Source organism: Pseudomonas alcaligenes (genome assembly GCF_041729615.1).
GTDB lineage: Bacteria > Pseudomonadota > Gammaproteobacteria > Pseudomonadales > Pseudomonadaceae > Aquipseudomonas > Aquipseudomonas alcaligenes_B.
Map to the genome: position 1 here is coordinate 97,186 of NZ_CP154874.1, position 21,538 is coordinate 118,723.

The following is a 21,538-nucleotide window of genomic DNA, read 5'->3' on the forward strand; positions in this document are numbered from 1 at the left end:
GAAGGAGAGCGACATGAGCGACGAAAGCAAGGAACTGGAGCGCGAGTCCATCGGCCTGCGCATTGTCTGGATGGTGATCTTCGCCATCGTCTGGCAGCTGGCGGAAATCGTGCTCGCCGGCGTGGTCTTGCTGCAGCTGGGCTACCGCCTGTTCTACGGTGCGCCCAACGCTGGCCTGCAAGGCTTCGGCGATAGCCTCAGCCAGTACCTGCAGCAGATCGGCCGCTTCGGCACCTTCAACAGCGAGGAGAAGCCCTGGCCCTTCGCCGACTGGCCGACCCCGCGCGCACCGCAGGACAACGAACCGCACAGCATCCCGCCGGCGCCGCACCCGGTGCGCGACGAAGAGCCCAAGCTGTGAAACTCTGGCTGCTGCGCCATGGCGAGGCCGAGCCGCGTGCGCGTAGCGACGCGGAGCGGGCGCTGACCGAGCGTGGCCGCAAGGAAGTGCGCAAGAGCGCCGAACGCCTGCGTGGCCAGGCGCTCGCGCATATCCTGGTCAGCCCCTACCGGCGCGCCCAGCAGAGCGCCGAGCTGGTGCGCGAGGCGCTTGGCCTGAGTCTGCCGCTGACCACGGTGGACTGGGCCACCCCCGACGACTCGCCGCGCAACGCCGTGCTGCAGCTCGACCAGTACGCGGGCGACTGCCTGCTGGTCAGCCACAACCCGCTGCTCGGCAGCCTCGGCGGTCTGCTGGTGCATGGCTATCTGCAGGAACCCCTGGCATTGCACACCGCCAGCCTGGTCGAGCTGGAAGGCGAGTCGAGCGTGCCCGGCCTGATGACGCTCAAGAGCCTGTATCACCCCCACTAGTCGGCCAGGGCGGCCTGCCGGCGCTTCTGTAACATTTCTCTACTTGCGATGCCTCCTGACGCATGGAATATTCGACCAAGCAAGTGCTTGGTTGCTCCCTGTGACAAAAACAATAAACAAGGAGGCCCCGTGGCCAGTGCAGTCCGTTTGCCGCTCGAAGTGTTTTTCGAGCGCGAGTCGCGTCACCCGAACAAGACCTACCTGATCCAGCCCCTCGGCGCCGGACAGGTGGAGCAGCTGACCTGGGCCGAAGTGGGCGAGCAGGCCCGGCGTGCGGCGAGTTGGCTGCGCAGTCTGGAGCTGGAGCAGGGCAGCAAGATCGCCATCATTTCCAAGAACTGTGCGCACTGGATAGTCGCCGACCTGGCCATCTGGATGGCCGGGCACGTGTCGGTGCCGCTCTATCCCAACCTCACCGCCGAGTCGGTGCGCCAGGTGCTGGAGCATGCCGAGGCCAGGGTGGCCTTCATCGGCAAGCTCGACGACTGGCCGGCCATGGCTCCCGGCGTGCCGGAGCAGGTCACCACCGTGGCCCTGCCGTTGCACCCGCACGGTCGCTACGACCGCACCTGGCAGGACCTGCAGGTCTGTGCGCCGATTCAGGACACCCCCAGGCCGCGCGCCGAGCAGCTCGCCACCATCATCTACACCTCCGGTACTACCGGCATGCCCAAGGGCGTGATGCACAACTTCGGCAACTTCGGCTTCACCGCCAGCCACGCCACCGAGCTGTTCGGCGTGCGCGAGGACGACCGGGTGCTGTCCTACCTGCCGCTGTGCCACGTGGCCGAGCGCATGTTCGTCGAGCTCAATTCGCTGTACAGCGGGCTGACCGTGTACTTCGCCGAGAGCCTGGATACCTTCCTCGACGACCTGCGCCGCGCCCGTCCCACGGTGTTCTTCGGCGTGCCGCGGATCTGGACCAAGTTCCAGATGGGCGTCTATTCCAAGATGCCGGCCAGGAAACTGGACTTCCTGCTATCCATCCCGCTGCTCGGTCGCCTGATCGGGCGCAAGGTGCTGCGTGGCCTGGGCCTGGACGCGGTGCGCTACGCGCTGTCCGGCGCCGCGCCGGTGCCCGAGGCACTGCTCAACTGGTATCGCCGCCTGGGCCTGGAGCTGCAGGAGGTCTACGGCATGACCGAGAACTGCGGCTATTCCCACGTGTGCCGCCCCGGCAAGTTCAAGCAGGGCTGGATCGGCCAGAACAACCCGGGCGTCGAGGTGCGCATCAGCGAGGTGGGCGAGGTGCTGGTGCGCAGCGGCTCGACCATGCAGGGCTACTACAAGGAGCCGGGCAAGACCGCCGAGACGCTGACCGAGGATGGCTTCCTGCGCACCGGCGACAAGGGCGAGCAGGATGCCGAGGGCAATCTGCGCCTGACCGGGCGGATCAAGGAAATCTTCAAGACCAGCAAGGGCAAGTACGTGGCCCCGGCGCCGATCGAAAACCGCCTGGCGGTGCACAGCCATATCGAACAGGTCTGCGTGGTCGGTGACGGCCTGCCGCAGCCGCTGGCCCTGTGCGTGCTCTCCGAGGCCGGGCGCAAGGAGCCGCGCGAGCAGCTGGAGGGCAGCCTCAAGCGCCTGCTGGAGGAAACCAACCTGGCCCTGGACAAGCACGAGCAGCTCAACGGCCTGGTGCTGGTGCCCGAGGTCTGGGCGGTGGACAACGGCTTCCTGACGCCGACCCTGAAGATCAAGCGGGCTTCGGTGGAGAACGCCTATGGCCCGCACTTCGATGCCTGGGGGCAGCGCCGCGAAGGGGTGGTTTGGCATCAGCAGGCCGGCTGAGTCGCGCGGCCCCGGAAAAGGCCCGGTCCCGCGACCGGGCCTTTTGCTTTGGGGCAACGCCTGTTTCGGTGCGAGAATCCGCGCCTGCCGCCGACAGGAGAGACGATGAACCGCGATGCCTACAACAAGGTCGCCCAGCAGTGGGGCGAGGCGCGCTCGGGCTTCTTCAAGAACGAGCGCCACTACCTGGACACGCTGCTGGCTCCGCTGCCGCCGGGTTCCACCGTCCTCGACCTGGGCTGCGGCACGGGGCGGCCGATGGCCGAGCAGGTGGTCGCCAGCGGCCATCGGGTGATCGGTGTGGACCAGTCCGAGGCGATGCTCGAGCAGGCCCGCCGGCGCCTGCCGGACCAGTGCTGGCTGCTGTCGCCGATGGAGCACTACGTGCCGGACCGGGACTTCCAGGCGGCGATCATCTGGGACTCGATCTTTCACCTGCCGCGCTGCGAGCATGCGGGGATCCTGCAGCGGGTCGTCGAGCGGCTGCCCGGTGGCGGCCGGCTGATGCTGACGGTGGGCGGCTCCAGCCATCCGGCGTTCACCGACTTCATGTTCGGCGTGGAATTCTTCTACGACTCCAACCTGCCGGAAGAGACCGAACAGATCCTGCGCGATTGTGGCTGCCGGCTGCTGATCGGTGAGTTCATGAACCTGCCTGACGGCGCTCGCAACAAGGGCCGCTACGCGATAGTCGCGGAAAAGTGCTGAGGCTCCCGGGGCAAAAAAAAGCCCGGCCATGCGGCCGGGCGAAGCACTACTCCGCAGGAGCGAAGGGGATCAGGCAATCTCTGCCAAAGCTTGAATCTGCTGCTGCGCCGCCACCTCGCCGATCACCAGGATCGCCGGGCTCTTCAGCGCAAAATCGCTGGCCGTCTGCTGCATGCCGGCCAGGGTGCTGCGGCACTCGCGCTGCTGCGGCAGCGAGGCGTTCTCAATCATCGCCACCGGCATGTCGGCGCGCATGCCGCCGGCCAGCAGGCTGTCGCGTACCTCGGGCAGCTTGGCCACGCCCATGTACACCACCAGGGTGGTGCCGCCCTGGGCCAGGGCTTGCCAGTTCAGGCTGCTGTCGTCCTGGGTGTGGGCGGTGACCAGGGTCACGCCGCGGGCCACGCCGCGCAGGGTCAGGGGGATGCCGCACTGGGTGGCGCCGGCCAGGCCGGCGGTGATGCCGTTGACCATCTCCACCTCGATGCCATGCGCGGCCAGCCAGTCGGCTTCCTCGCTGCCACGGCCGAAGATGCACGGGTCGCCACCCTTCAGACGCACCACGCACTTGCCCTGGCGCGCATAGCGCAGCATCAGCCGGTGGATGAAAGCCTGCGGCGTGGAGCGGCAGCCGCCGCGCTTGCCCACCGGCACCACACGCGCCGCCGGGCAGTGTTCCAGCACGGCCGGGTTGACCAGGTCGTCGATCATCACGATCTCGGCCCGGTTGAGGGCCCTCACCGCCTTGAGGGTCAGTAGTTCCGGGTCGCCGGGGCCGGCGCCCACCAGCCAGACTTTTGCACTCATGCTTCTACTCCTCAGGCTTGCACGGCGATGGCCGCCACGCGGGTGGCCAGCAGTCGCTTGATTTCCGGCACGCACGAGCCGCAGCTGGTGCCGCATTTCAGCTCGCGCTTGAGGCCGTCCAGGTCCAGGCCGCGTTCGATTCCGGCGCATACCGCGTCCTGGCTGACGTTCATGCAGTTGCACAGCACCTTGCTGGCCTTGAGGCCGCCGCCCGGCGGCGTCGGCAGCGGAGCCAGCAGCCAGCGGCGCAGCTCGGCGTCACTGCTGCCCTGTTCCCACAGGCCCTTGAGCCAGTCGCGGGCGGCAATCTCGCCGGCCAGGCGCACGGCGACGATGCGCCCGCCCTCGGTGCGTAGGCGCTTGCCCACGCCGCGCCGGGGGTCGTCGTAGGCCATCACCGGGCCCTGGTCGAGGCCGAGCAGGGCGTCGATCTGCGCCAGCAGCTCGGCGTCCGGCGCCGTCGTGGCGGCGGCCTTGAGCAGCAGGGCCGGTCGCTGTTCGCGGCCGGTGGGCGCCAGGCTGGCGTAGGCGAAACGCTCGAACAGCGGGCGCAGGGCGGTGAAGCGGCGCTGCACGTCGCCCTCGACCAGGGCGAAGAACTGCCAGGGCAGCTCGGCGCGCTCGACCTGCACGGCGCTGAGCTTCAGCTCCGGCTGCTTGGACAGCGGGTCGAAGGCCGACTGGGTCAGCACGTTGGTGCCCAGACCCTTGAGGAAACGGTCGCCCCAGTGCATCGGCAGGTAGGCCTGGCCCGCTTGCAGGCTGTCGTCGGCCTGCACCGGCAGGATCAGGCCGCCGCGCCGGCTGCGCAGCCGGATCAGCTCGCCGGACTGCAGGCCGCGCCGCGCCAGCTCGTCCGGGTGCAGGCCGAGCACCGCTTCCGGCGCGTGGCCGAACAGCCGTGCGGCGGTGCCGGTGCGGCTCATGCCGTGCCACTGGTCGCGCAGGCGGCCGGTGTTGAGCAGCAGGGGGAAGTCCGCCACCGGGCGTTCCTGGGCCGGCCGGTAAGGGTCGGCGACGAACTGTGCGCGGCCGCTGGCGGTGGGGAAGAGGCCGTTCCCGTACAGACGCGCGGTGCCCTGGCGGGCGCCGGCCGGGAAGGGCCATTGTTGCGGACCTTGGTCGTCCAGGATGGCGTAGCTGAGACCGGAGAGGTCCAGGTCGCGTCCCTGGGTCAGGTGCTTGTACTCCTCGAACAGCATTTCCGCGTCGAGGAAGGCGAACAGGCTTGGCAGGCCGGGGCGTTGCAGTTGTTCCAGGCGACGGGCGAAGTCGCAGACGATCGCCCAGTCCGGCCGCGCCTCTGCGGGCGCTGGCACGGCGCGGCGCACATGGCTGATGCGCCGCTCGGAGTTGGTCACGCTGCCTTCTTTTTCGCCCCAGCTGGCGGCCGGGAGCAGAAGGTCGGCGTAGTGGCAGGTCTCGGTGGTGAAGAAGGCTTCCTGCACCACCACGAAGGGGCACCGCGCCAGGGCCTCGTGGATCTTCTGCTGGTCCGGCAGCGACTGCGCGGGGTTGGTGCAGGCGATCCACAGGGCCTTGATCTTGCCGGCGCGCACCGCCTCGAACAGTTCCACGGCGCTGAGCCCCGGGGTTTCCGGCAGGCTGTCCACGCCCCAGTAACGGGCCACTTCGGCGCGGTGCTCGGGGTTGGCCGCCTCCCGGTGGCCAGGCAGCAGGTTGGACAGGCTGCCGGTCTCGCGGCCGCCCATGGCGTTGGGCTGGCCGGTGAGGGAGAAGGGGCCGGCGCCGACCCGGCCTATCTGTCCCGTGGCCAGGTGCAGGTTGATCAGGGCGCTGTTCTTGGCACTGCCGGCGCTGGACTGGTTGAGGCCCATGCACCACAGCGAGAGGAAGGCCGGCGATTGACCGATCAGCTCGGCGGCGCGGCGCAGCTCGCTCTCGTCGATGCCGCACAGGCGCGCCACTTCGCTCGGCGGGTAGTCGGCGGCCAGCCCGCGCAGGGCCTCGAAGCCCTCGGTGTGGGCGTCGATATAGGCCGGGTCGTAGTCGCCGTTGGCCAGCAGCAGGTGCAGCAGGCCGTGGAACAGCGCCACGTCGGTGCCCGGGGCGATGGCCAGATGCAGGTCGGCCAGCTCGCAGGTATCGGTGCGGCGCGGGTCGACCACGATGATCTTCATTTCGGGCCGCGCGGCCTTGGCCGCTTCCAGGCGGCGGAACAGGATCGGGTGGGCATAGGCCATGTTGCTGCCGGCGATCAGCAGGCAGTCGGCCTGCTCGATGTCCTCGTAGCTGCAGGGCGGGGCGTCGGCGCCCAGGCTGCGCTTGTAGCCGACCACCGCCGAGCTCATGCACAGGCGCGAGTTGCTGTCGATATTGTTGGTGCCGACCAGGGCGCGGGCCAGCTTGTTGAAGGCGTAGTAGTCCTCGGTCAGCAGCTGGCCGGAGATGTAGAAGGCGACGCTGTCCGGGCCGTGCTCGCGGATGGTCTCGGCGAATACGCTGGCGGCGTGGTCGAGGGCGCTGTCCCAGTCGGTGCGGGCGCGGGCGAGATTCTTGCCCAGGCGCAGCTCGGGGGAGAGGGCGCGGGCGTCGAGGTCGCCGGTCAGGTGCAGGGACGAGCCCTTGCTGCACAGGCGGCCGAAGTTGGCCGGGTGGCTGGGGTCGCCCTGCACGCCGAGGATCTTCTCGCCATCGTGCTCGATCAGCACGCCGCAGCCGACGCCGCAGTAGCAGCAGGTGGCTGCTGTGGTTTGCAGGGTCGCTTCAGGCACGGGCGGCATCCTTCTCGGCGAGGCCGGCCGCCTCCAGGCTGGCGCGGCCGAACATCAGGTGATCGCGCATGCGGCCGATGTCGACGCCCTCGCGGATTTGCTGGAAATACCAGCTGCCGTCCAGGGTGTCGCCGTACAGGCAGCCGCCGACCAGCACGTCGTCCTTGATCACCAGTTTCTTGTACACGCTGCCGATGGGGTCGGAGAGGGTGATGGTCTCGGTGCCGTCGCCGCCCATGAAGTCGCCGGCGGAGAACAGATCGATGCCGGTGACCTTGAGCTTGGTGGAGATCACCGAACCCTGGTAGCGGGCGGTGCCGAGCATGGCCAGGTGGTTGGCGCAGACCTGGGCCTGCTCGAACAGCGGTGCCACCAGGCCGTAGGCGATGCCGCGGTGGTTGGCGCATTCGCCGACGGCATAGATGCGCGGGTCGAAGGTCTGCAGGCAGTCGTCCACCAGGATGCCGCGGTTGCAGGGCAGGCCGGCTTTTTCCGCCAGTTCGGTGTTGGGACGGATGCCGGCGGCCATCACCACCAGGTCGGCGGGAATGGTGTCGCCGCTCTTGAACTGCACGGCGCAGACCCGGCCGCTGCCGTAGTCGAGCAGCTCCTCGGTCTGCTCGTTGAGGCGGAAGCGGATGCCACGGGCCTCCAGCGCCTGCTGCAGGAGCTTGCCCGCGGTCTGGTCGAGCTGGCGCTCCAGCAGCCAGTCGGCCAGGTGCACCACGGTCACGTGCATGCCGCGCTGGCGCAGGCCGTTGGCCGCCTCCAGGCCGAGCAGGCCACCGCCGATGACCACGGCGTGGCTGTGGGTGCTCGCGGTCTGCATCATCTGCTCGGTGTCGGCGATGTCGCGGTAGGCGATCACCCCCTCCAGACGGTTGCCCGGCACCGGCAGGATGAAGGGGTTGGAGCCGGTGGCGAGGATCAGCCGGTCGTATTGTGCGGTACTGCCATCGTCGGCGGTGACCAGGCGCTTCTTGCGGTCGATGGCCACCACCTTGCGCCCCAGGCGCAGGTCGATGCCGTGCTGCTGGTACCACTCGATACCGTTGAGCACGATGTCGGCGAAGCTCTGCTCGCCGGCCAGCACCGGCGACAGCAGGATGCGGTTGTAGTTGGGGTGCGGCTCGGCGCCGAACACGGTGATCTCGTACAGGTCCGGCGCGAGCCGGAGCAGCTCCTCCAGGGTTCTGACCCCGGCCATGCCGTTGCCCACCATTACCAGCTTGAGTTTGTTCATGCCGGTCCTCTCCTGCTGAAATCCCGAAAAATGGCCGGGAGCGATGCTCCGCGACGACTCGAAAGTGGCTGCCAAGGGCAGGCCATGAAACAAAAAAGGCGTCCCGCCAGTTGCCTAGCGAGGACGCCTTTGTCCAGGTCCCGATCTAGCGGGAGGGCACCGTCTTCCGCATTGAGGGCGGTGCCTTTATGTGTGTTCGAGGTGTCTTTTGCAGGCCCCGTGCCAACTCTGCAAGGCCCCTTTTTTCGAGGCTTCCAGTGCTCTTTCGTGCATCTCTCGGGGTTTTGCGCACCCGTTTAAAGCGGCGCTGCGTCGTTGTGGTGCGGCCTGGCTTCACTGGCCCCGCAGCAGACTGACCAGCAGGACCAGGTTGACCAGCAGCGAGGCCAGGGCCACGCCGCGCCAGACCTTCAGCGGCTCGCGCTCCAGCAGTGGCCGCGGGCGCCCGCCGAGGGTTTGGCGCTCGCCCTGCTCGAGGGCCAGCAGCCACTCCTCGGCGGTCTCGAAGCGTTCCTCGGGGCTGGCCGCCACCGCGCGCAGCAGGCAGTCGTCGAGCCAGGCCGGAATGTCCGGGCGGTAGCGGCTGGGGGCGGCCGGGCTGCCGAAGCGCGGGTGCTGGAAGGCCTCGATCTCGCCGTAGGGATAGTGGCCGGTGAGCAGGTGGTAGAGGGTGACGCCGGCGGCGTAGAGGTCCTGCTGGCGCTCCGGGGCGATGCCGGCGAAGGCCTCCGGGGCGATGTAGCTGGGCGTGCCGGGCAGGGCGTGCTGCTCGTCGCGCGACAGGCCGGGGCAGTAGGCCAGGCCGAAGTCGAGCAGGCGCAGCTCGCCGTCGTCGCACCAGAGCAGGTTCTCCGGCTTGATGTCGCGGTGCAGGATGTTGCGCCGGTGCAGCTGGCCCAGGGCCTTGAGCAGGCGCGGCGCCAGCTCCAGCCATTCGGCCAGGCCCAGCGGGCCGGACAGGCGCAGGTGCTCGGCCAGGGTCTGGCCGGCGTACTCGCGCTGCACGTAGTAGAGGTGCTGGCGCTGCGGCAGCGGATGGGCCTCGGCGAAGTGCCGGCCAGCCACGCGGCGCAGGAACCATTCCTCCAGCAGCAGGGCGGCCCCGGCCTGGGCCTCGTCGTGGCGGCTGGCCGGCAGGGTCTTGAGCAGCCAGCGCCGGGCCTGGGCGTCGCGCACCCGGTACACCAGCGACTGGCGCGACTCGGCCAGCAGGCGCTCGACCTGCCAGCCCTCGAAGTCCTGGCCCTCGCGCAGCTTGGGTGGCAGCGGCCACTGCTGCAGCTGCGCCAGGGTGTCGGCCAGGTCGTTGTCCGGCAGCGCCTCGACCTGCACCAGCACGGCGCTGGCGTTGTCCTGGCTGCCGGCCAGATGGGCGGCAGCGACCAGCGCCTGGCAGGCGGCGGTCGGGTCGCTCTCGTCCAGCAGCAGGCGGCGGATGCCGGCGTCGCCCAGGGTCGACCAGACGCCGTCGCTGACCAGCAGGTAGCGCTCGCCCTCGCGCAGCTCACCTTCCAGGTAGTCCACCACCAGGTGCTGGTCCAGGCCCAGTGCGCGCTTGAGCACGTGCTGCATGCCCGGCTGCTCCCACACATGGTCCTCGCTGAGGCGCTCCAGCTGGCCGTCGTGCAGGCGGTAGGCGCGGCAGTCGCCGACGTGCGCCAGGGTGAAGCGGCGGCCGCGCAGGATCAGCGCGGAAAGGGTGGTGAGCAGCGGCTGGCCGCCGCTGCCGGCCTGCAGCCAGCGGTTGTGCGCCACCAGCAGGCGCTCCAGTGACTGGGCCACGGCCCAGGTCTCAGGGGTCGAGTAGTAGTCCAGGGCCAGGGCCTGCAGGGTGGCCCGCGCGGCCAGGCCGCCGTCGGCGCACTGGCTGACGCCATCGGCCAGGGCAAACAGGAAGCCCTTGCTGGCGGCCAGGGCGGGCGCCGGGGTGACCACGCGGATGGCGTCCTGGTTTTCCGTGCGCGGGCCGGTGGCGGTGGCTTCGCCGAAGCTCAGTTGCAGGGCCATGCGGGCTCTCTCGTGCGAAGGGCGCCGAAAGGCGCCCGAAGTAGTCAAGTCGGTTGAGACAAAGGCCGGGCCGCTCAGGGCTCCAAGGAGTGTCGCCACTCCACCTTTCCTGACCAGTGCGGGAGCCTCGCCCGGCCCCGCCTTTGTCGCAACCGTCCTGTGAGAACGCCGGGCGCACTGGGCGCCCGGCATGGATGGCTCAGACGCGGGCGGCGGTGACGGCCGCGCTGCCCCAGGTGGTGCGCCAGCGCAGCTTGACGCCGTGCAGGCCGAACCAGGCCAGCACGCCGAGGCTGGCGAACAGCCACAGGCCCAGCTGGTAGTCGCCGGTGGACTGCTTGATCGCGCCGAGGCCTGCGGTCAGGCAGAAGCCGCCGATGCCGCCGGCCATGCCGATCAGCCCGGTCATCACGCCGATCTCCTTGCGGAAGCGCTGCGGTACCAGCTGGAACACCGCGCCGTTGCCGGCGCCCAGGCTGAGCATGGCGACCACGAACAGGCCCAGGGCGGCGTAGGCGCTGGGCAGGTTGAAACCGACCGCGGCGATGCAGATGGAGGCGCAGGTGTACATCACCAGCAGCGAGCGGATGCCGCCGATGCGGTCGGCCAGGGCGCCACCCAGCGGGCGCATCAGGCTGCCGGCGAATACGCAGGCGGCGGTGTAGTAGCCGGCCTTGACCGGATCGAAGCCGTACTGGTCGTGGAAGTAGCCGGGCAGGGTGCTGGCCAGGCCGAGGAAGCCGCCGAAGGTGATGCTGTAGAAGAACATGAACCACCAGCTGTCGCGGTCACCGAGGGCCTTGAGGTAGTCGGCCATGGCCTTGGGCGCCGGGCGCTCGGGAGCGTTCTTGGCCACGCCGGCGAAGATGATCAGGGTCAGCACCAGCGGGATCAGCGCCAGGCCGAACACGTTGCCCCAGCCGAAGGCGGCGGCCAGGCCCGGGGCGAACAGCGCGGTGAGCACGGTGCCGGAGTTGCCGGCGCCGGCGATGCCCATGGCCTTGCCCTGGTGCTGCGGCGGGTACCACTGCGAGGCCAGCGGCAGGGCGACGGCGAAGGAGGCGCCGGCGAAGCCGAGGAACAGGCCGAGCAGCAGCGCCTGCTCGTAGCTGTGGATGCCGTGCTGCCAGGCTACCGCCAGGGCGGCGATGACGATCACCTGGCCGACCAGGCCGGCGGTCTTCGGCGAAGTGCGATCGGCCAGCAGGCCCATCAGGAAGCGCAGCACGGCGCCGGCCAGGATCGGCGTGGCGACCATCATGGCGCGTTGCTGGGTGGTCAGGCCCAGGTCGCTGGCGATCTGCACGCCCAGCGGGCCGAGCACGTACCAGACCATGAAGCTCAGGTCGAAATAGAGGAACGCGGCGAACAGCGTCGGTGCGTGGCCGGCTTTCCAGAAACTTGTATTCATCCAACACCTCATCATCGAGTTAGAGTCCCGTCGGCGGCGCGGCGACGTGATCGTGGGCACGTCGCCTGGCCGCCGGCGGGAGAGCCCGGCGCTTGTGGCGCCCGGCCCCGTGGCCGAAGCCACAGCCAGGTTGAGAGAGTTACCGGCCGGCGTCCGGATCGCGGGCCGCCAGCCACCCCCGGGCTTTGGGGGATGAAACGCAAAAGGCGCCGCACCACTGACCGCCGGAGCGGAGGAGGTGCGACGCCTTTGTCGTATCGGGGGCAGCCGCCGTTGGATGCCTGTATCAGGGCTTGAGCAAGACTCGGGCCAATGCGCCGCGGGCGCGCCAATCAGCGGAGGGGCAGCCTCGCGCGCTGCGGCGCTGGTTCAATACGGTGCGCCGCGTGCGGGTGGCGCACCGAGTTGAGGCGGTTTCAGGGCTGGGCGGGCGGCGCCGGGAACTGCACGACCGGACCCTGGGCGGTCTGGCCCGGTGGCAGGGCGGCCGGCGCCGGCTCACCGGCCTCGCCCAGCTGGCTGACGAACCGGTGGATGCTGCGCAGGTCGTCATCCGTGAGGATGCGCAGGGCATGGTTGGGCATGGGCGGGCGGTAGTTGGCGTTGCGCGCCAGCTGCAGCCACTGCTCCTCGTCGAGCCGGGGCAGTACCAGGCGCAGGTTGCTGGCGTAGGTGGTGCCCCAGGGGCCGCTCCAGCCCAGGCGGTCGCCCAGCAGCCAGGCACTGTCCGGCACCTGGTCCGGGGCCAGCAGGTAGCCGGCGGTATGGCAGTCGTTGCAGCCGGCGATCTGCACCAGGTAGCGGCCGCGTTCCGCCGAAGGTTCGGCCTGGCCGCCCAGGGGCAGGGCGAGGGTGGCGGCCAGTATCAGGAGTCGATGGGGTGTGCGCATGTCAGGCTTCTCGGTTGGGCGCCTCTGGGCGGGCGCTAACCGTGTAAACCTAGAGCGTTCACCGACCGTTCGCCAATCTACAGCCAGTTCACCTCGGGGAACTTGGCGCTGAACTCGGCGGCCATGGGGACCACCTTGCCCTGGCCGTAGTCGAAGAACACGAAACCGGACTTGGCCAGGGCGATCAGGGTGGCGTCGGCCGGGCGGCTGATGCGGAAGATGATGTCGCCGCCATAGCGGTTGAAGTCCATCACGCCTACCTCGAACAGCAGCTGGTCGCGGGCATGGGATTCGGCGCGGTACATGGTGGCGAGGTCGGTGACTATGATGCCGGTACCGCTGTCGGAGGTTTCGCGGATGCCGTGATCGAACAGAAAACGCGCGCGGGCCTCGGAGATCATCGAGATCATGGCATCGTTGCTGAGGTGATTGGCGCCATTGATGTCGGTACTGCGCACCGTCATGTGGGTCTGGTAGCGGAACTGTTGGCGGGAAAAATCGAGCTGGAGACGGGCCATCACTGCTGCCTGCGGGGAATCGGAGCGGCCAGTCTAGCGGCTCGGGTGGAGTCTGGAGGAGGGGGTATGGACTGGGGGATGCTGGCGCAGGCCGGCCTGTGGGGTGTGCTGGCGGCCAGCAGCCTGCTGCTGGGGGCCTTGCTCGGCGTGTTCCTGCGCCTGTCGCGGCGCCTGGTGGCGGCCTTGCTGGCCTACGGCAGCGGGGTGCTGATCGCCGCGATCTGCTTCGAGCAGATTCCCGAGGCCGAGCGCCTCGGCGGCCTGGCACCGACCCTGTGGGGCATGCTCGCCGGCGGCCTGGCCTTCGTCGCCGCCAACGAGTGGCTGGAGCGCCTGGAACTGCGCCATCGCGGCCGCGAGGCCGGCGGCCAGGCGCACATGGCCGGGCTGCTGATCGCCGCCGGGGCCTTTCTCGACGGTATTCCGGAGTCGGTCGGTCTCGGCCTGGGCCTGCTCGACAGCGGTCAGGTCAGCCTGGTGATGCTGGCGGCGATCTTCCTCTCCAACCTGCCGGAGGGCCTGGCCAGCGCCGCCGGGCTGCGCGGCGAGGGGCGCAGCGTGTTCTACGTGCTGCGCCTGTGGGGTGGCATCGTGCTGCTCTCGGGCCTGGCGGCGATGGCCGGACCGGGCCTGTTCGCCAGCCTGTCACCTTACTGGCTGGCAGTGGCCCTGGGTTTTTCCGCCGGCGCGGTGCTGTGCATGCTGGTCGATGCGATGATCCCCGAGGCCTTCGCCGAAACCCATGCCATGACCGGGCTGATCACCCTGTCCGGCTTCATGACCGCGCTGGCGCTGGAGAAGCTGATCTGACCGCCGCGGTTGACTGGGGTACAATGCGCGGCGTTTTCGACCTGCCTGTGAGCCCGCCATGTCCACCCCGATCATCGTTGCCCTCGACTTCCCCTCCCGTGACGCCGCCCTGGCCCTGGCCGAGCGCCTGGACCCGCGGCTGTGCCGGGTCAAGGTCGGCAAGGAGCTGTTCACCCGCAGCGGCCCGGCGGTGGTCGAGGCACTGCAGGCCAGGGGCTTCGAGGTGTTCCTAGACCTGAAATTCCACGACATCCCCAATACCACGGCGATGGCGGTCAAGGCCGCCGCCGAGCTGGGCGTGTGGATGGTCAACGTGCACTGCTCCGGCGGCCTGCGCATGATGGCGGCCTGTCGCGAGGAGCTGGACAAGCTGGCCGGTCGCAAGCCGCTGCTGATCGGCGTGACCGTGCTGACCAGCATGGAGCAGCAGGACCTGGCTGGTATCGGCCTGGACATCGCGCCGCAGGAGCAGGTGCTGCGCCTGGCCGCGCTGGCCACCCAGGCCGGCATGGACGGCCTGGTCTGCTCGGCTCAGGAAGCACCGGCGCTCAAGGCCGCGCACCCGACCCTGCAGCTGGTCACCCCGGGCATCCGCCCGGCCGGCAGCAGTGCCGACGACCAGAAGCGCATCCTCACCCCGGCCCAGGCCCTGGCCGCCGGCTCCGATTACCTGGTGATCGGCCGCCCGATCAGCCAGGCCGCCGACCCGGCCCAGGCGCTGGCCACGATCGTCGCCGAGCTGGCCTGATCCTATCCAGACGAGTGATGGAGCGACCGGTGCTTCATCACTCCTCTGCATGACCCGGCACATGGCACCCTGATAGTGCTGCTCGCCGGCGCTCGCGCTGGCTAGACTCCGCTCATTTCCAACTCCCTGCGAGGATGCAGACATGAGCATGACCTTCTCCGGCAAAGTAGCCCTGGTAACCGGCGGTGCCGCCGGCATCGGCCGCGCCACCGCCCTGGCCTTCGCGGCCGAGGGCCTGCAGGTGGTGGTGTCCGACGTCGACGTGAGCGGCGGCGAAGGCACCGTGCAGCTGATCCGCGACGCCGGTGGCGAGGCCCTGTTCGTGCGCTGCGACGTGACCCGCGACGCCGAGGTCAAGGCACTGATGGAGCAGGTGGTGGCCGCCTACGGGCGCCTCGACTACGCCTTCAACAACGCCGGCATCGAGATCGAGAAGGGCAAGCTGGCCGAGGGCAGCGAGGCCGAGTTCGACGCCATCATGGGCGTCAACGTGAAGGGCGTGTGGCTGTGCATGAAGCACCAGCTGCCGCTGCTGCTGGCCCAGGGCGGCGGTGCCATCGTCAACACCGCCTCGGTGGCCGGTCTCGGCGCCGCGCCGAAGATGAGCATCTACGCCGCCTCCAAGCACGCGGTGATCGGCCTGACCAAGTCGGCCGCCGTCGAGTACGCGAAGAAGAAGATCCGCGTCAACGCCGTGTGCCCGGCGGTGATCGACACCGACATGTGGCGCCGTGCCGCCGAGGCCGACCCGAAGAAGGCCGAGTTCGTCGCCGGCATGCACCCGGTCGGGCGTATCGGCAAGGTCGAGGAGATCGCCGCCGCGGTGCTTTACCTGTGCTGTGACGCGGCCGGCTTCACCACCGGCCACGCGCTGGCGGTGGATGGCGGGGCCACCGCGATCTGACAGGAAGGGCGCCGCAAGGCGCCCTTTTTGCATTCTGTTACGACCAGTAGTTCCTTTGGCTTAAAAAGCCAGTTACAAGGCTTGGCCGGCTCGTCAAGAATCGCTGGCCGGCGGCCTGGCGGTCGGTGTCTGCATTCGAGCGCGAGTGTCAGAGCCTGTCAGGCGAGCCGTTGCGACCCGTCGTGGCAGGACTACGACGAGAAGCAGCAACGACCCATGGCGCGGCCTGGCGCCCAAACGGATTTTTGCAACAGGCCAATGACTGTTCCGGAGAACAACAAGAATGACCGCAAGTGCCTTGAATACCCTGTTCCTGCCCATCGCCCTGGGCATCATCATGCTCGGGCTGGGGCTGTCGCTGACCCTGGCGGACTTCGCCCGGGTGGTGAAGTTTCCCAAGCCGGTGCTGATCGGCCTGGGCTGCCAGCTGCTCCTGCTGCCGCTGGTGTGCTTCTTCATCGCCAAGGGCTTCGGCCTGGCGCCGGCCCTGGCGGTCGGCCTGATGCTGCTGGCGGCCTCGCCCGGCGGCACCTCGGCCAACCTCTACAGCCACCTGGCGCATGGCGACGTGGCGCTGAACATCACCCTGACCGCGGTGAACTCGGTGGTGGCCATCCTCACCATGCCGTTCATCGTCAACCTGTCGCTGGCCTACTTCATGGAAGGCGACCAGGCCATCCCCCTGCAGTTCGCCAAGGTGCTGCAGGTATTCGCCATCGTCCTCGGCCCGGTGGCCATCGGCATGGTCATCCGCAAGCTGGCGCCGGGCTTCGCCAATGTCATGGAGAAGCCGGTGAAGATCATCTCCGCGCTGTTCCTGGTGCTGGTGGTGGTGCTGGCCTTCATCAAGGACTGGAATACGGTGGTCGACTACGCCCCGGTGGTGGGCCTGGCCGCGCTGCTGTTCAACCTGATCAGCCTGGCCGTGGGCTACGGCGTGCCGCGCCTGATGAATCTGCCGCGCCGCCAGGCGGTGGCCATCGGCATGGAGATCGGCATCCACAACGGCACCCTGGCGATTGCCCTGGCGCTCAGCCCGATGCTGCTGAACAACCCCACCATGGCGATTCCGGCGGCCATCTACAGCTTCATCATGTTCTTCACCGCCGCCGCCTTCGGCTGGTGGGTCAACTTCGCCCATGGGAAGGAGCTGGCGGCCGAGGAGGCCGAGGCGGCCTGAGTTTGCACCGCAACAAAAAAGCCCGGGACCTGCCCGGGCTTTTTTCTGGGCGATCGGCTCAGCGCCGGCGCCAGTTGAGGATCAGCAGGGTCACGGCACCGCCGACCAGGCCCCAGAAGGCCGAGCCGATGCCCAGCAGGGTCATGCCCGAGGCGGTGATCATGAAGGTGACCAGCGCGGCGTCGCGCTCGGCCGGCGCCTGCATGGCCTGGGCCAGGCCGTTGCCGATCGAGCCGAGCAGGGCCAGGGCGGCGATGGACAGCACCAGGGCGCTGGGCAGGGCGATGAACAGGGCGGCCAGGGTAGCGGCGAAGATGCCGGCGAGGCCGCAGAACACGCCATTCCACAGCGCCGCGGTATAGCGCTTGCGCTTGTCCGCATGGGCCTCGGCGCCGGTACAGATGGCGGCGCTGATGGCGGCCAGGTTGATACCGTGGGAGCCGAAGGGCGCCAGCAGCAGCGAGGCGATGCCGGTGGTGGCGATCAGCGGCGAGGGTGGCACCTCGTAGCCGTCGGCGCGCAGCACGGCGAGGCCGGGGATGTTCTGCGAGGCCATGGCCACCACGAACAGCGGGATGCCGATGCTGATCGCCGCGTTCAGGGAGAAGCTCGGCGTGGTCCACACCGGTACCGCCAGCTCCAGCTTGAACTGGCTGAAATCTAGCAGGCCCTGCGCTGCCGCCGTCACGCCGCCCACCAGCAGCGCGGCGAGCACCGCATAGCGTGGCGCCAGGCGCTTGCCGAACAGGAAGGTGAAGAACATCGCCAGCACCAGAACGGTACTGGTCGGCGCGGCGACGAAGATCTCGCTGCCGATGCGGAACAGGATGCCGGCCAGCAGCGCCGCCGCCAGCGAGGCGGGCAGGTGGCGCATGACCCGCTCGAAGGCGCCGGACAGGCCCAGCAGGCTGAGCAGCAGGGCGCAGACCACGAAGGCGCCGATCGCCTCCGGGTAGCTCACCCCCGGCATGCTGGTGATCAACAGGGCGGCGCCCGGCGTCGACCAGGCCACCACCACCGGCGCGCGGTAGCGCAGCGACAGGCCGATGGTGCAGATGCCCATGCCGATCGACAGTGCCCACAGCCAGGAGGAGATCTGCGCGGCGCTCAGGCCGGCGGCCTGGCCGGCCTGGAACATCAGCGCCAGCGAGCTGGTATAGCCGGTGAGGGCGGCGACGAAGCCAGCGACCACGGCGGAGGGGGCGGAGTCGGCCAGCGGGCGCAGGCGGGTGGAGGTGTCCATGGCTTCCAGGGTCATCACAGGCTTCCCTTGACGTCGATCAGGATAGGGTAGAGCGAGGCCACCAGCAGCAGCGCCATGCCGATATTGAAGACGCGCAGCACGCGCGGGCGGTCCAGCCAGCGCCGCAGCAGGCTGCCGGCCACCGTCCACAGGCCGACGCTGGGGCAGTTGACCAGGGCGAACAGGGCGGCGATCAGCAGCACGTTGAGCAGGAAGCCCTCCTGCGGCGTGTAGGTGGTGATGGCGCCGATGGCCATGATCCAGGCCTTGGGATTGACCCACTGGAAGGCCGCCGCCTGGAGGAAGGTGAAGGGCTTGCCGGTGGTCTTGCCGTCGGCATCTGGCGCGCCGCTGCCGGCGATCTTCCAGGCCAGGTACAGCAGGTAGGCGGCGCCGGCGTAGCGCAGCGCCGTGTACAGCGGCGGGAACTGCTCGAACAGCTGGCCGAGGCCCAGGCCCACGGCGGCCACCAGCAGCATGAAGCCCAGGCTGATGCCGAGCATGTGCGGCAGGCTGCGGCGCACGCCGAAGTTCACGCCCGAGGCCAGCAGCATCATGTTGTTGGGGCCCGGTGTCACCGAGGTGACGAAGGCGAAGAGGACGAAGGCGAGCAGCAGTTCCGAGGTCATGGTGGTTCTCCGTGGATGCTGGCAGCCTATGCGCAGCTCACCCGGGCGTCGCGGTACAGCGGCTCCGACAATCGTCGGTACAGTTTCAGAGAGGCGTTGGGGTGAGCGAGACTGTTCCCATTACACAAGGAAATCGCCATGGATCAGCACAATCCCTACGCGGCGCCACAGGTGGAGCTGGTGGAGGCCCGGGTGCCGCCACAGCTGCCGGGCTGGAGCGCGGGGCAGCTGCGGGTGCTCGGCTGGCTCAGTCTGGCGACCGCGTTGGCCACGGGCGCCGCACTGGTCGCGGCTTTTCTCTCGGCCTCCGAGCAGGCCACTGCCGCCGCCAGGGTCGGGGAGTGGCTGGGCACCCTGTCGACCCTGCTGGGCTGTTACCTGCTGCTGCGTTTCAAGGCGTTTCTCGAGCAGCGCTTTGCCGCCGGGAAGCTTGCCGCCCCGGTCTATCTGATTATCCTCAGCAGCCTGCTGAGCGAGGGACTGCACTGGGTGTGGGGCGATGCCATCTTCGCCCGTCTCGACTGGCCGACCCTGAGCTACTTTGGCCTGCTCGCGCTGATGGGGCTGGCAACGCTCTGGCTGGGCATCGTGTTGCTGAAGGTGAGGGACCCTTACCCCGTGCTGCGGGTCATGGCCTGGCTGGAGGTGGTCGGCGGCATCATGGCCGCCAGCGTGATCCTGATAGTGCTGGCCTTCATTCCGCTGCTGGCGGGCACAGTCGCCTCGGCCCTGGTGTTCTTCCGCGGCGCCCGCGAACTGGAGGGGCAAGGCAACGCCTGAACCTCAGGCTTCTGCGCCGCCCTGGCGGGCCTTGCTCAGCGCCTGGTTGACCTCAAGCCAGGCCTGCAGCGCCGGCTCGCCGACTTCTTCCAGCACCCGCTGCAGCAGCAGGGTCTGCTCGCGGCGCAGGGCCTGCTCCAGGCGCGCGCCCTCGGCGGTGAGGCCGAGCTGGCGTTTGCGCTTGTCCTCGGTCGCCGCCACGCTTTCTACCAGGCGCATCTCCTGCAGTTGGCGCAGGGGGATGTTCAGCGCCTGCTTGCTCACGCCGAGGTAGGCGAGCAGCTGGCTGACGCTGAGCCCCGGCTGGCGGGCGATGAAGAACAGGATGCGGTGGTGCACGCGCGACAGGCCGCGCCTGGCCAGCATTTCGTCGGGCTTGGCGGTGAAGGCCTGGTAGCCGAAGAAGAAGGTCGCCATGGCGGTCTGCTGGGCGGTGGCTTTTTTCAGGTCAAGCATATTGACGTATCCATTCCGGTCGTCGTAGTTTCGGTCAAACAGTTTGACCCAATTTTCCCTGCCTGTGCTACCGGTGATCTCCATGGCCTTCTCCGAACGCGTTGCCCGCCTGAAAAGCTCCCTGATCCGCGAAATCCTCGCTGCGGCGCAGCGTCCGGAGGTGATGTCCTTCGCCGGCGGCCTGCCGGCCGAGCCGATGTTGCCGCAGGTGGACTGGAGCGAGATGCCGGCCTCGCTCGGTCAGTACGGCATGAGCGAGGGCGAGCCGGCGCTGCGCGAGGCGGTGGCCGCCGAGGCGCGCAAGCTGGGCGTACCCTGTGAGGCCAGCCAGGTGCTGATCACCTGCGGCTCGCAGCAGACCCTGGACCTGGCCAGCAAGCTGTTCATCGATCCGGGTACGGAAATTCTCGTTGAGGCGCCGACCTACCTGGCCGCGCTGCAGTCCTTCCAGCTGTTCGGTGCCGACTGCATCACCGTGCCGCAGGAGGCCGACGGGCCCGAGCTGGAAGCCCTGCGTGAGCGCCTGCAGCAGCACAAGCCAGCTTTCGCCTACCTCATCCCGACCTTCCAGAACCCGTCTGCCGTGCGCTACAGCGAGGCCAAGCGCGACGCCGTGGCGGCGCTGCTCGACGAGTTCAACGTGACCCTGATCGAGGACGAGCCGTACCGCGAGCTGGTGTTCGATGCCGGCAGCGCCACGCCCATCGTCAGCCGCCTCCAGCGCACCAGCTGGATCTATACCGGCACCGTATCCAAGACCCTGCTGCCGGGCCTGCGCGTGGGCTTCCTGATCGCCAGTGCGGACCTGTTCCCGCATCTGCTGCGCCTGAAGCAGGCGGCCGACCTGCACACCAACCGTATCGGCCAGTGGCAGGCCCTGCAGTGGCTGGGCAGCGACAAGTACCGCGCGCACCTGGCCGAGCTGCGCGACTTCTACCGGGTGCGCCGCGACGCCATGCAGGCGGCGCTGGAGGAGCATTTCGGCGACCTGGCCAGCTGGCAGGTGCCGCAGGGCGGCCTGTTCTTCTGGCTGACCCTGAAGGACAAGCTGGATACCCGCACCCTGCTGCAACCGGCCATGGCGCAGAACGTCGCCTTCATGCCCGGCGAGCCGTTCTTCGTCGACCCGGACGCCAACCCCGGCCATCTGCGGCTTAACTTCAGCCACGTACCGCCGGAGAAGCTCGGCGAAGGCCTGCGCCGTCTGGCGGCAGTCATCCGTGCGGCGCAGGCCCAGGGAGGTCAATGATGCTCAAGGTCTATGGCGACTACCGTTCCGGCAACTGCTACAAGGTCAAGCTGATGCTGCACCTGCTCGGCCGCGAGTACCAGTGGCTGCCGATCGACATCCTCAAGGGCGAGACCCAGACCGAGGCCTTCCTGGCCAAGAACCCCAACGGCAAGATTCCGGTGCTGGAGCTGGAAGACGGCACCTGCCTGTGGGAGTCCAACGCCATCCTCAACTTCCTCGCCGATGGCAGCGCGTTCATCCCCAGTGAGCCGCGCCTGCGCACGCAGATGCTGCAGTGGCAGTTCTTCGAACAGTACAGCCACGAACCCTATGTGGCGGTGGCGCGCTTCATCCAGCTGTACCTGGGCCTGCCTGAGGCGCGGCGCGAGGAGTACGAGGTGTGCCAGGTGCGCGGGCGCAAGGCGCTCAAGGTGATGGAGCAGCAGCTGCAGCGCACGCCCTACCTGGTGGGCGAGCAGTACACCATCGCCGACATCGCCCTGTATGCCTATACCCATGTGGCCCACGAGGGCGGCTTCGACCTTTCCACCTACCCGGCGATTCAGGCCTGGCTGGCGCGGGTGGCCAGCCATCCGCGCCACGTGGGCATGTTCGACTGACGCAATAAAAA

20 protein-coding genes and 1 pseudogene are annotated in these 21,538 nt (G+C 68.8%); 11 read left to right on the top strand and 10 right to left on the bottom strand.

The genetic code is table 11. The annotated features are described in order from the left end of the window. Nucleotides 1-13: 13 nt before the first annotated feature. The 4 genes from AAG092_RS00505 (at nt 14) to AAG092_RS00520 (ending at nt 3,315) form a co-directional block, all read left to right on the top strand. Nucleotides 14-361: a DUF4389 domain-containing protein gene (locus AAG092_RS00505; RefSeq protein WP_373388062.1), complete on the top strand. Its 348-nt coding sequence runs from the start codon at nt 14-16 to the stop codon at nt 359-361. Then, nucleotides 358-813: a phosphohistidine phosphatase SixA gene (sixA, locus tag AAG092_RS00510; RefSeq protein WP_110683644.1), complete on the top strand. Its 456-nt coding sequence runs from the start codon at nt 358-360 to the stop codon at nt 811-813. Before AAG092_RS00505 ends, sixA begins: the two co-directional genes overlap by 4 nt. A 129-nt stretch (nt 814-942) precedes the next feature. Then, on the top strand, nt 943-2,607 hold the full coding sequence (locus tag AAG092_RS00515; RefSeq protein ID WP_373388063.1) for an AMP-binding protein: 1,665 nt from the start codon (nt 943-945) through the stop codon (nt 2,605-2,607). A 105-nt stretch (nt 2,608-2,712) separates the two neighbouring features. Beyond that, nucleotides 2,713-3,315, top strand: a complete 603-nt coding sequence (locus AAG092_RS00520) for a trans-aconitate 2-methyltransferase (RefSeq protein ID WP_373388064.1) — start codon at nt 2,713-2,715, stop codon at nt 3,313-3,315. Between the two features lie 69 nt (nt 3,316-3,384). Here the strand turns inward: AAG092_RS00520 and cobA are convergent, their stop codons facing one another. The 7 genes and pseudogenes from cobA to AAG092_RS00555 all read right to left on the bottom strand — a co-directional run bounded on the left by cobA (nt 3,385) and on the right by AAG092_RS00555 (nt 12,926). Beyond that, nucleotides 3,385-4,122, bottom strand: a complete 738-nt coding sequence (cobA, locus tag AAG092_RS00525; RefSeq protein WP_373388065.1) for a uroporphyrinogen-III C-methyltransferase — start codon at nt 4,120-4,122, stop codon at nt 3,385-3,387. A gap of 11 nt (nt 4,123-4,133) precedes the next feature. Beyond that, a complete protein-coding gene (locus AAG092_RS00530) occupies nt 4,134-6,857 on the bottom strand; it encodes a molybdopterin-dependent oxidoreductase (RefSeq protein WP_373388066.1) in 2,724 nt (907 codons plus the stop codon). Nucleotide 6,858: 1 nt separating this feature from the next. Beyond that, nucleotides 6,859-8,100 (bottom strand): annotated as a pseudogene (locus AAG092_RS00535) (NAD(P)/FAD-dependent oxidoreductase); the annotation flags it as partial. A gap of 333 nt (nt 8,101-8,433) precedes the next feature. Continuing rightward, nucleotides 8,434-10,107 carry a protein kinase gene (locus AAG092_RS00540; protein WP_373388067.1) on the bottom strand — a complete coding sequence of 558 codons (1,674 nt, stop codon included), beginning with the start codon at nt 10,105-10,107 and terminating at the stop codon, nt 8,434-8,436. A gap of 199 nt (nt 10,108-10,306) precedes the next feature. Beyond that, nucleotides 10,307-11,518 carry a nitrate/nitrite transporter gene (locus AAG092_RS00545; RefSeq protein ID WP_110683650.1) on the bottom strand — a complete coding sequence of 404 codons (1,212 nt, stop codon included), beginning with the start codon at nt 11,516-11,518 and terminating at the stop codon, nt 10,307-10,309. A gap of 416 nt (nt 11,519-11,934) precedes the next feature. Then, the gene (locus tag AAG092_RS00550; protein ID WP_110683651.1) at nt 11,935-12,408 is read right to left on the bottom strand and encodes a cytochrome C; all 474 of its coding nucleotides are present in this window, start codon (nt 12,406-12,408) and stop codon (nt 11,935-11,937) included. A 77-nt stretch (nt 12,409-12,485) separates the two neighbouring features. Next, nucleotides 12,486-12,926, bottom strand: coding sequence for a thioesterase family protein (locus AAG092_RS00555; protein ID WP_373388068.1), 441 nt, complete (start codon nt 12,924-12,926; stop codon nt 12,486-12,488). A 66-nt stretch (nt 12,927-12,992) separates the two neighbouring features. On the opposite strand from AAG092_RS00555, the gene AAG092_RS00560 reads away from it, so the two are divergent. The 4 genes from AAG092_RS00560 (at nt 12,993) to AAG092_RS00575 (ending at nt 16,568) form a co-directional block, all read left to right on the top strand. Beyond that, the gene (locus tag AAG092_RS00560; protein WP_110683652.1) at nt 12,993-13,736 is read left to right on the top strand and encodes a ZIP family metal transporter; all 744 of its coding nucleotides are present in this window, start codon (nt 12,993-12,995) and stop codon (nt 13,734-13,736) included. Nucleotides 13,737-13,794: 58 nt separating this feature from the next. Continuing rightward, nucleotides 13,795-14,484: an orotidine-5'-phosphate decarboxylase gene (pyrF, locus tag AAG092_RS00565; RefSeq protein ID WP_373388069.1), complete on the top strand. Its 690-nt coding sequence runs from the start codon at nt 13,795-13,797 to the stop codon at nt 14,482-14,484. Between the two features lie 142 nt (nt 14,485-14,626). Beyond that, the gene (locus AAG092_RS00570) at nt 14,627-15,388 is read left to right on the top strand and encodes an SDR family oxidoreductase (RefSeq protein WP_373388070.1); all 762 of its coding nucleotides are present in this window, start codon (nt 14,627-14,629) and stop codon (nt 15,386-15,388) included. A 283-nt stretch (nt 15,389-15,671) separates the two neighbouring features. After that, complete coding sequence (locus tag AAG092_RS00575) at nt 15,672-16,568, top strand: bile acid:sodium symporter family protein (protein WP_373388071.1); 897 nt, start codon at nt 15,672-15,674, stop codon at nt 16,566-16,568. 58 nt (nt 16,569-16,626) lie between these two features. On the opposite strand, the gene AAG092_RS00580 is transcribed toward AAG092_RS00575, so the two are convergent. Then, the gene (locus tag AAG092_RS00580; protein WP_373388072.1) at nt 16,627-17,826 is read right to left on the bottom strand and encodes a benzoate/H(+) symporter BenE family transporter; all 1,200 of its coding nucleotides are present in this window, start codon (nt 17,824-17,826) and stop codon (nt 16,627-16,629) included. Next, nucleotides 17,826-18,440, bottom strand: a complete 615-nt coding sequence (locus tag AAG092_RS00585; RefSeq protein WP_110683656.1) for a LysE family translocator — start codon at nt 18,438-18,440, stop codon at nt 17,826-17,828. Before AAG092_RS00585 ends, AAG092_RS00580 begins: the two co-directional genes overlap by 1 nt. A 138-nt stretch (nt 18,441-18,578) precedes the next feature. On the opposite strand from AAG092_RS00585, the gene AAG092_RS00590 reads away from it, so the two are divergent. Then, the gene (locus AAG092_RS00590) at nt 18,579-19,220 is read left to right on the top strand and encodes a hypothetical protein (protein WP_110683657.1); all 642 of its coding nucleotides are present in this window, start codon (nt 18,579-18,581) and stop codon (nt 19,218-19,220) included. Nucleotides 19,221-19,223: 3 nt separating this feature from the next. Here AAG092_RS00590 and AAG092_RS00595 read toward each other — a convergent pair whose 3' ends face one another. After that, complete coding sequence (locus AAG092_RS00595) at nt 19,224-19,676, bottom strand: MarR family winged helix-turn-helix transcriptional regulator (protein WP_110683658.1); 453 nt, start codon at nt 19,674-19,676, stop codon at nt 19,224-19,226. 82 nt (nt 19,677-19,758) lie between these two features. On the opposite strand from AAG092_RS00595, the gene AAG092_RS00600 reads away from it, so the two are divergent. Both AAG092_RS00600 and AAG092_RS00605 read left to right on the top strand, forming a co-directional pair. Further along, nucleotides 19,759-20,925 carry a PLP-dependent aminotransferase family protein gene (locus tag AAG092_RS00600; protein WP_373388073.1) on the top strand — a complete coding sequence of 389 codons (1,167 nt, stop codon included), beginning with the start codon at nt 19,759-19,761 and terminating at the stop codon, nt 20,923-20,925. Next, nucleotides 20,925-21,527, top strand: a complete 603-nt coding sequence (locus tag AAG092_RS00605) for a glutathione S-transferase family protein (protein WP_373388074.1) — start codon at nt 20,925-20,927, stop codon at nt 21,525-21,527. The genes AAG092_RS00600 and AAG092_RS00605 overlap by 1 nt, the downstream gene beginning before the upstream one ends. Nucleotides 21,528-21,538 lie beyond the last annotated feature (11 nt).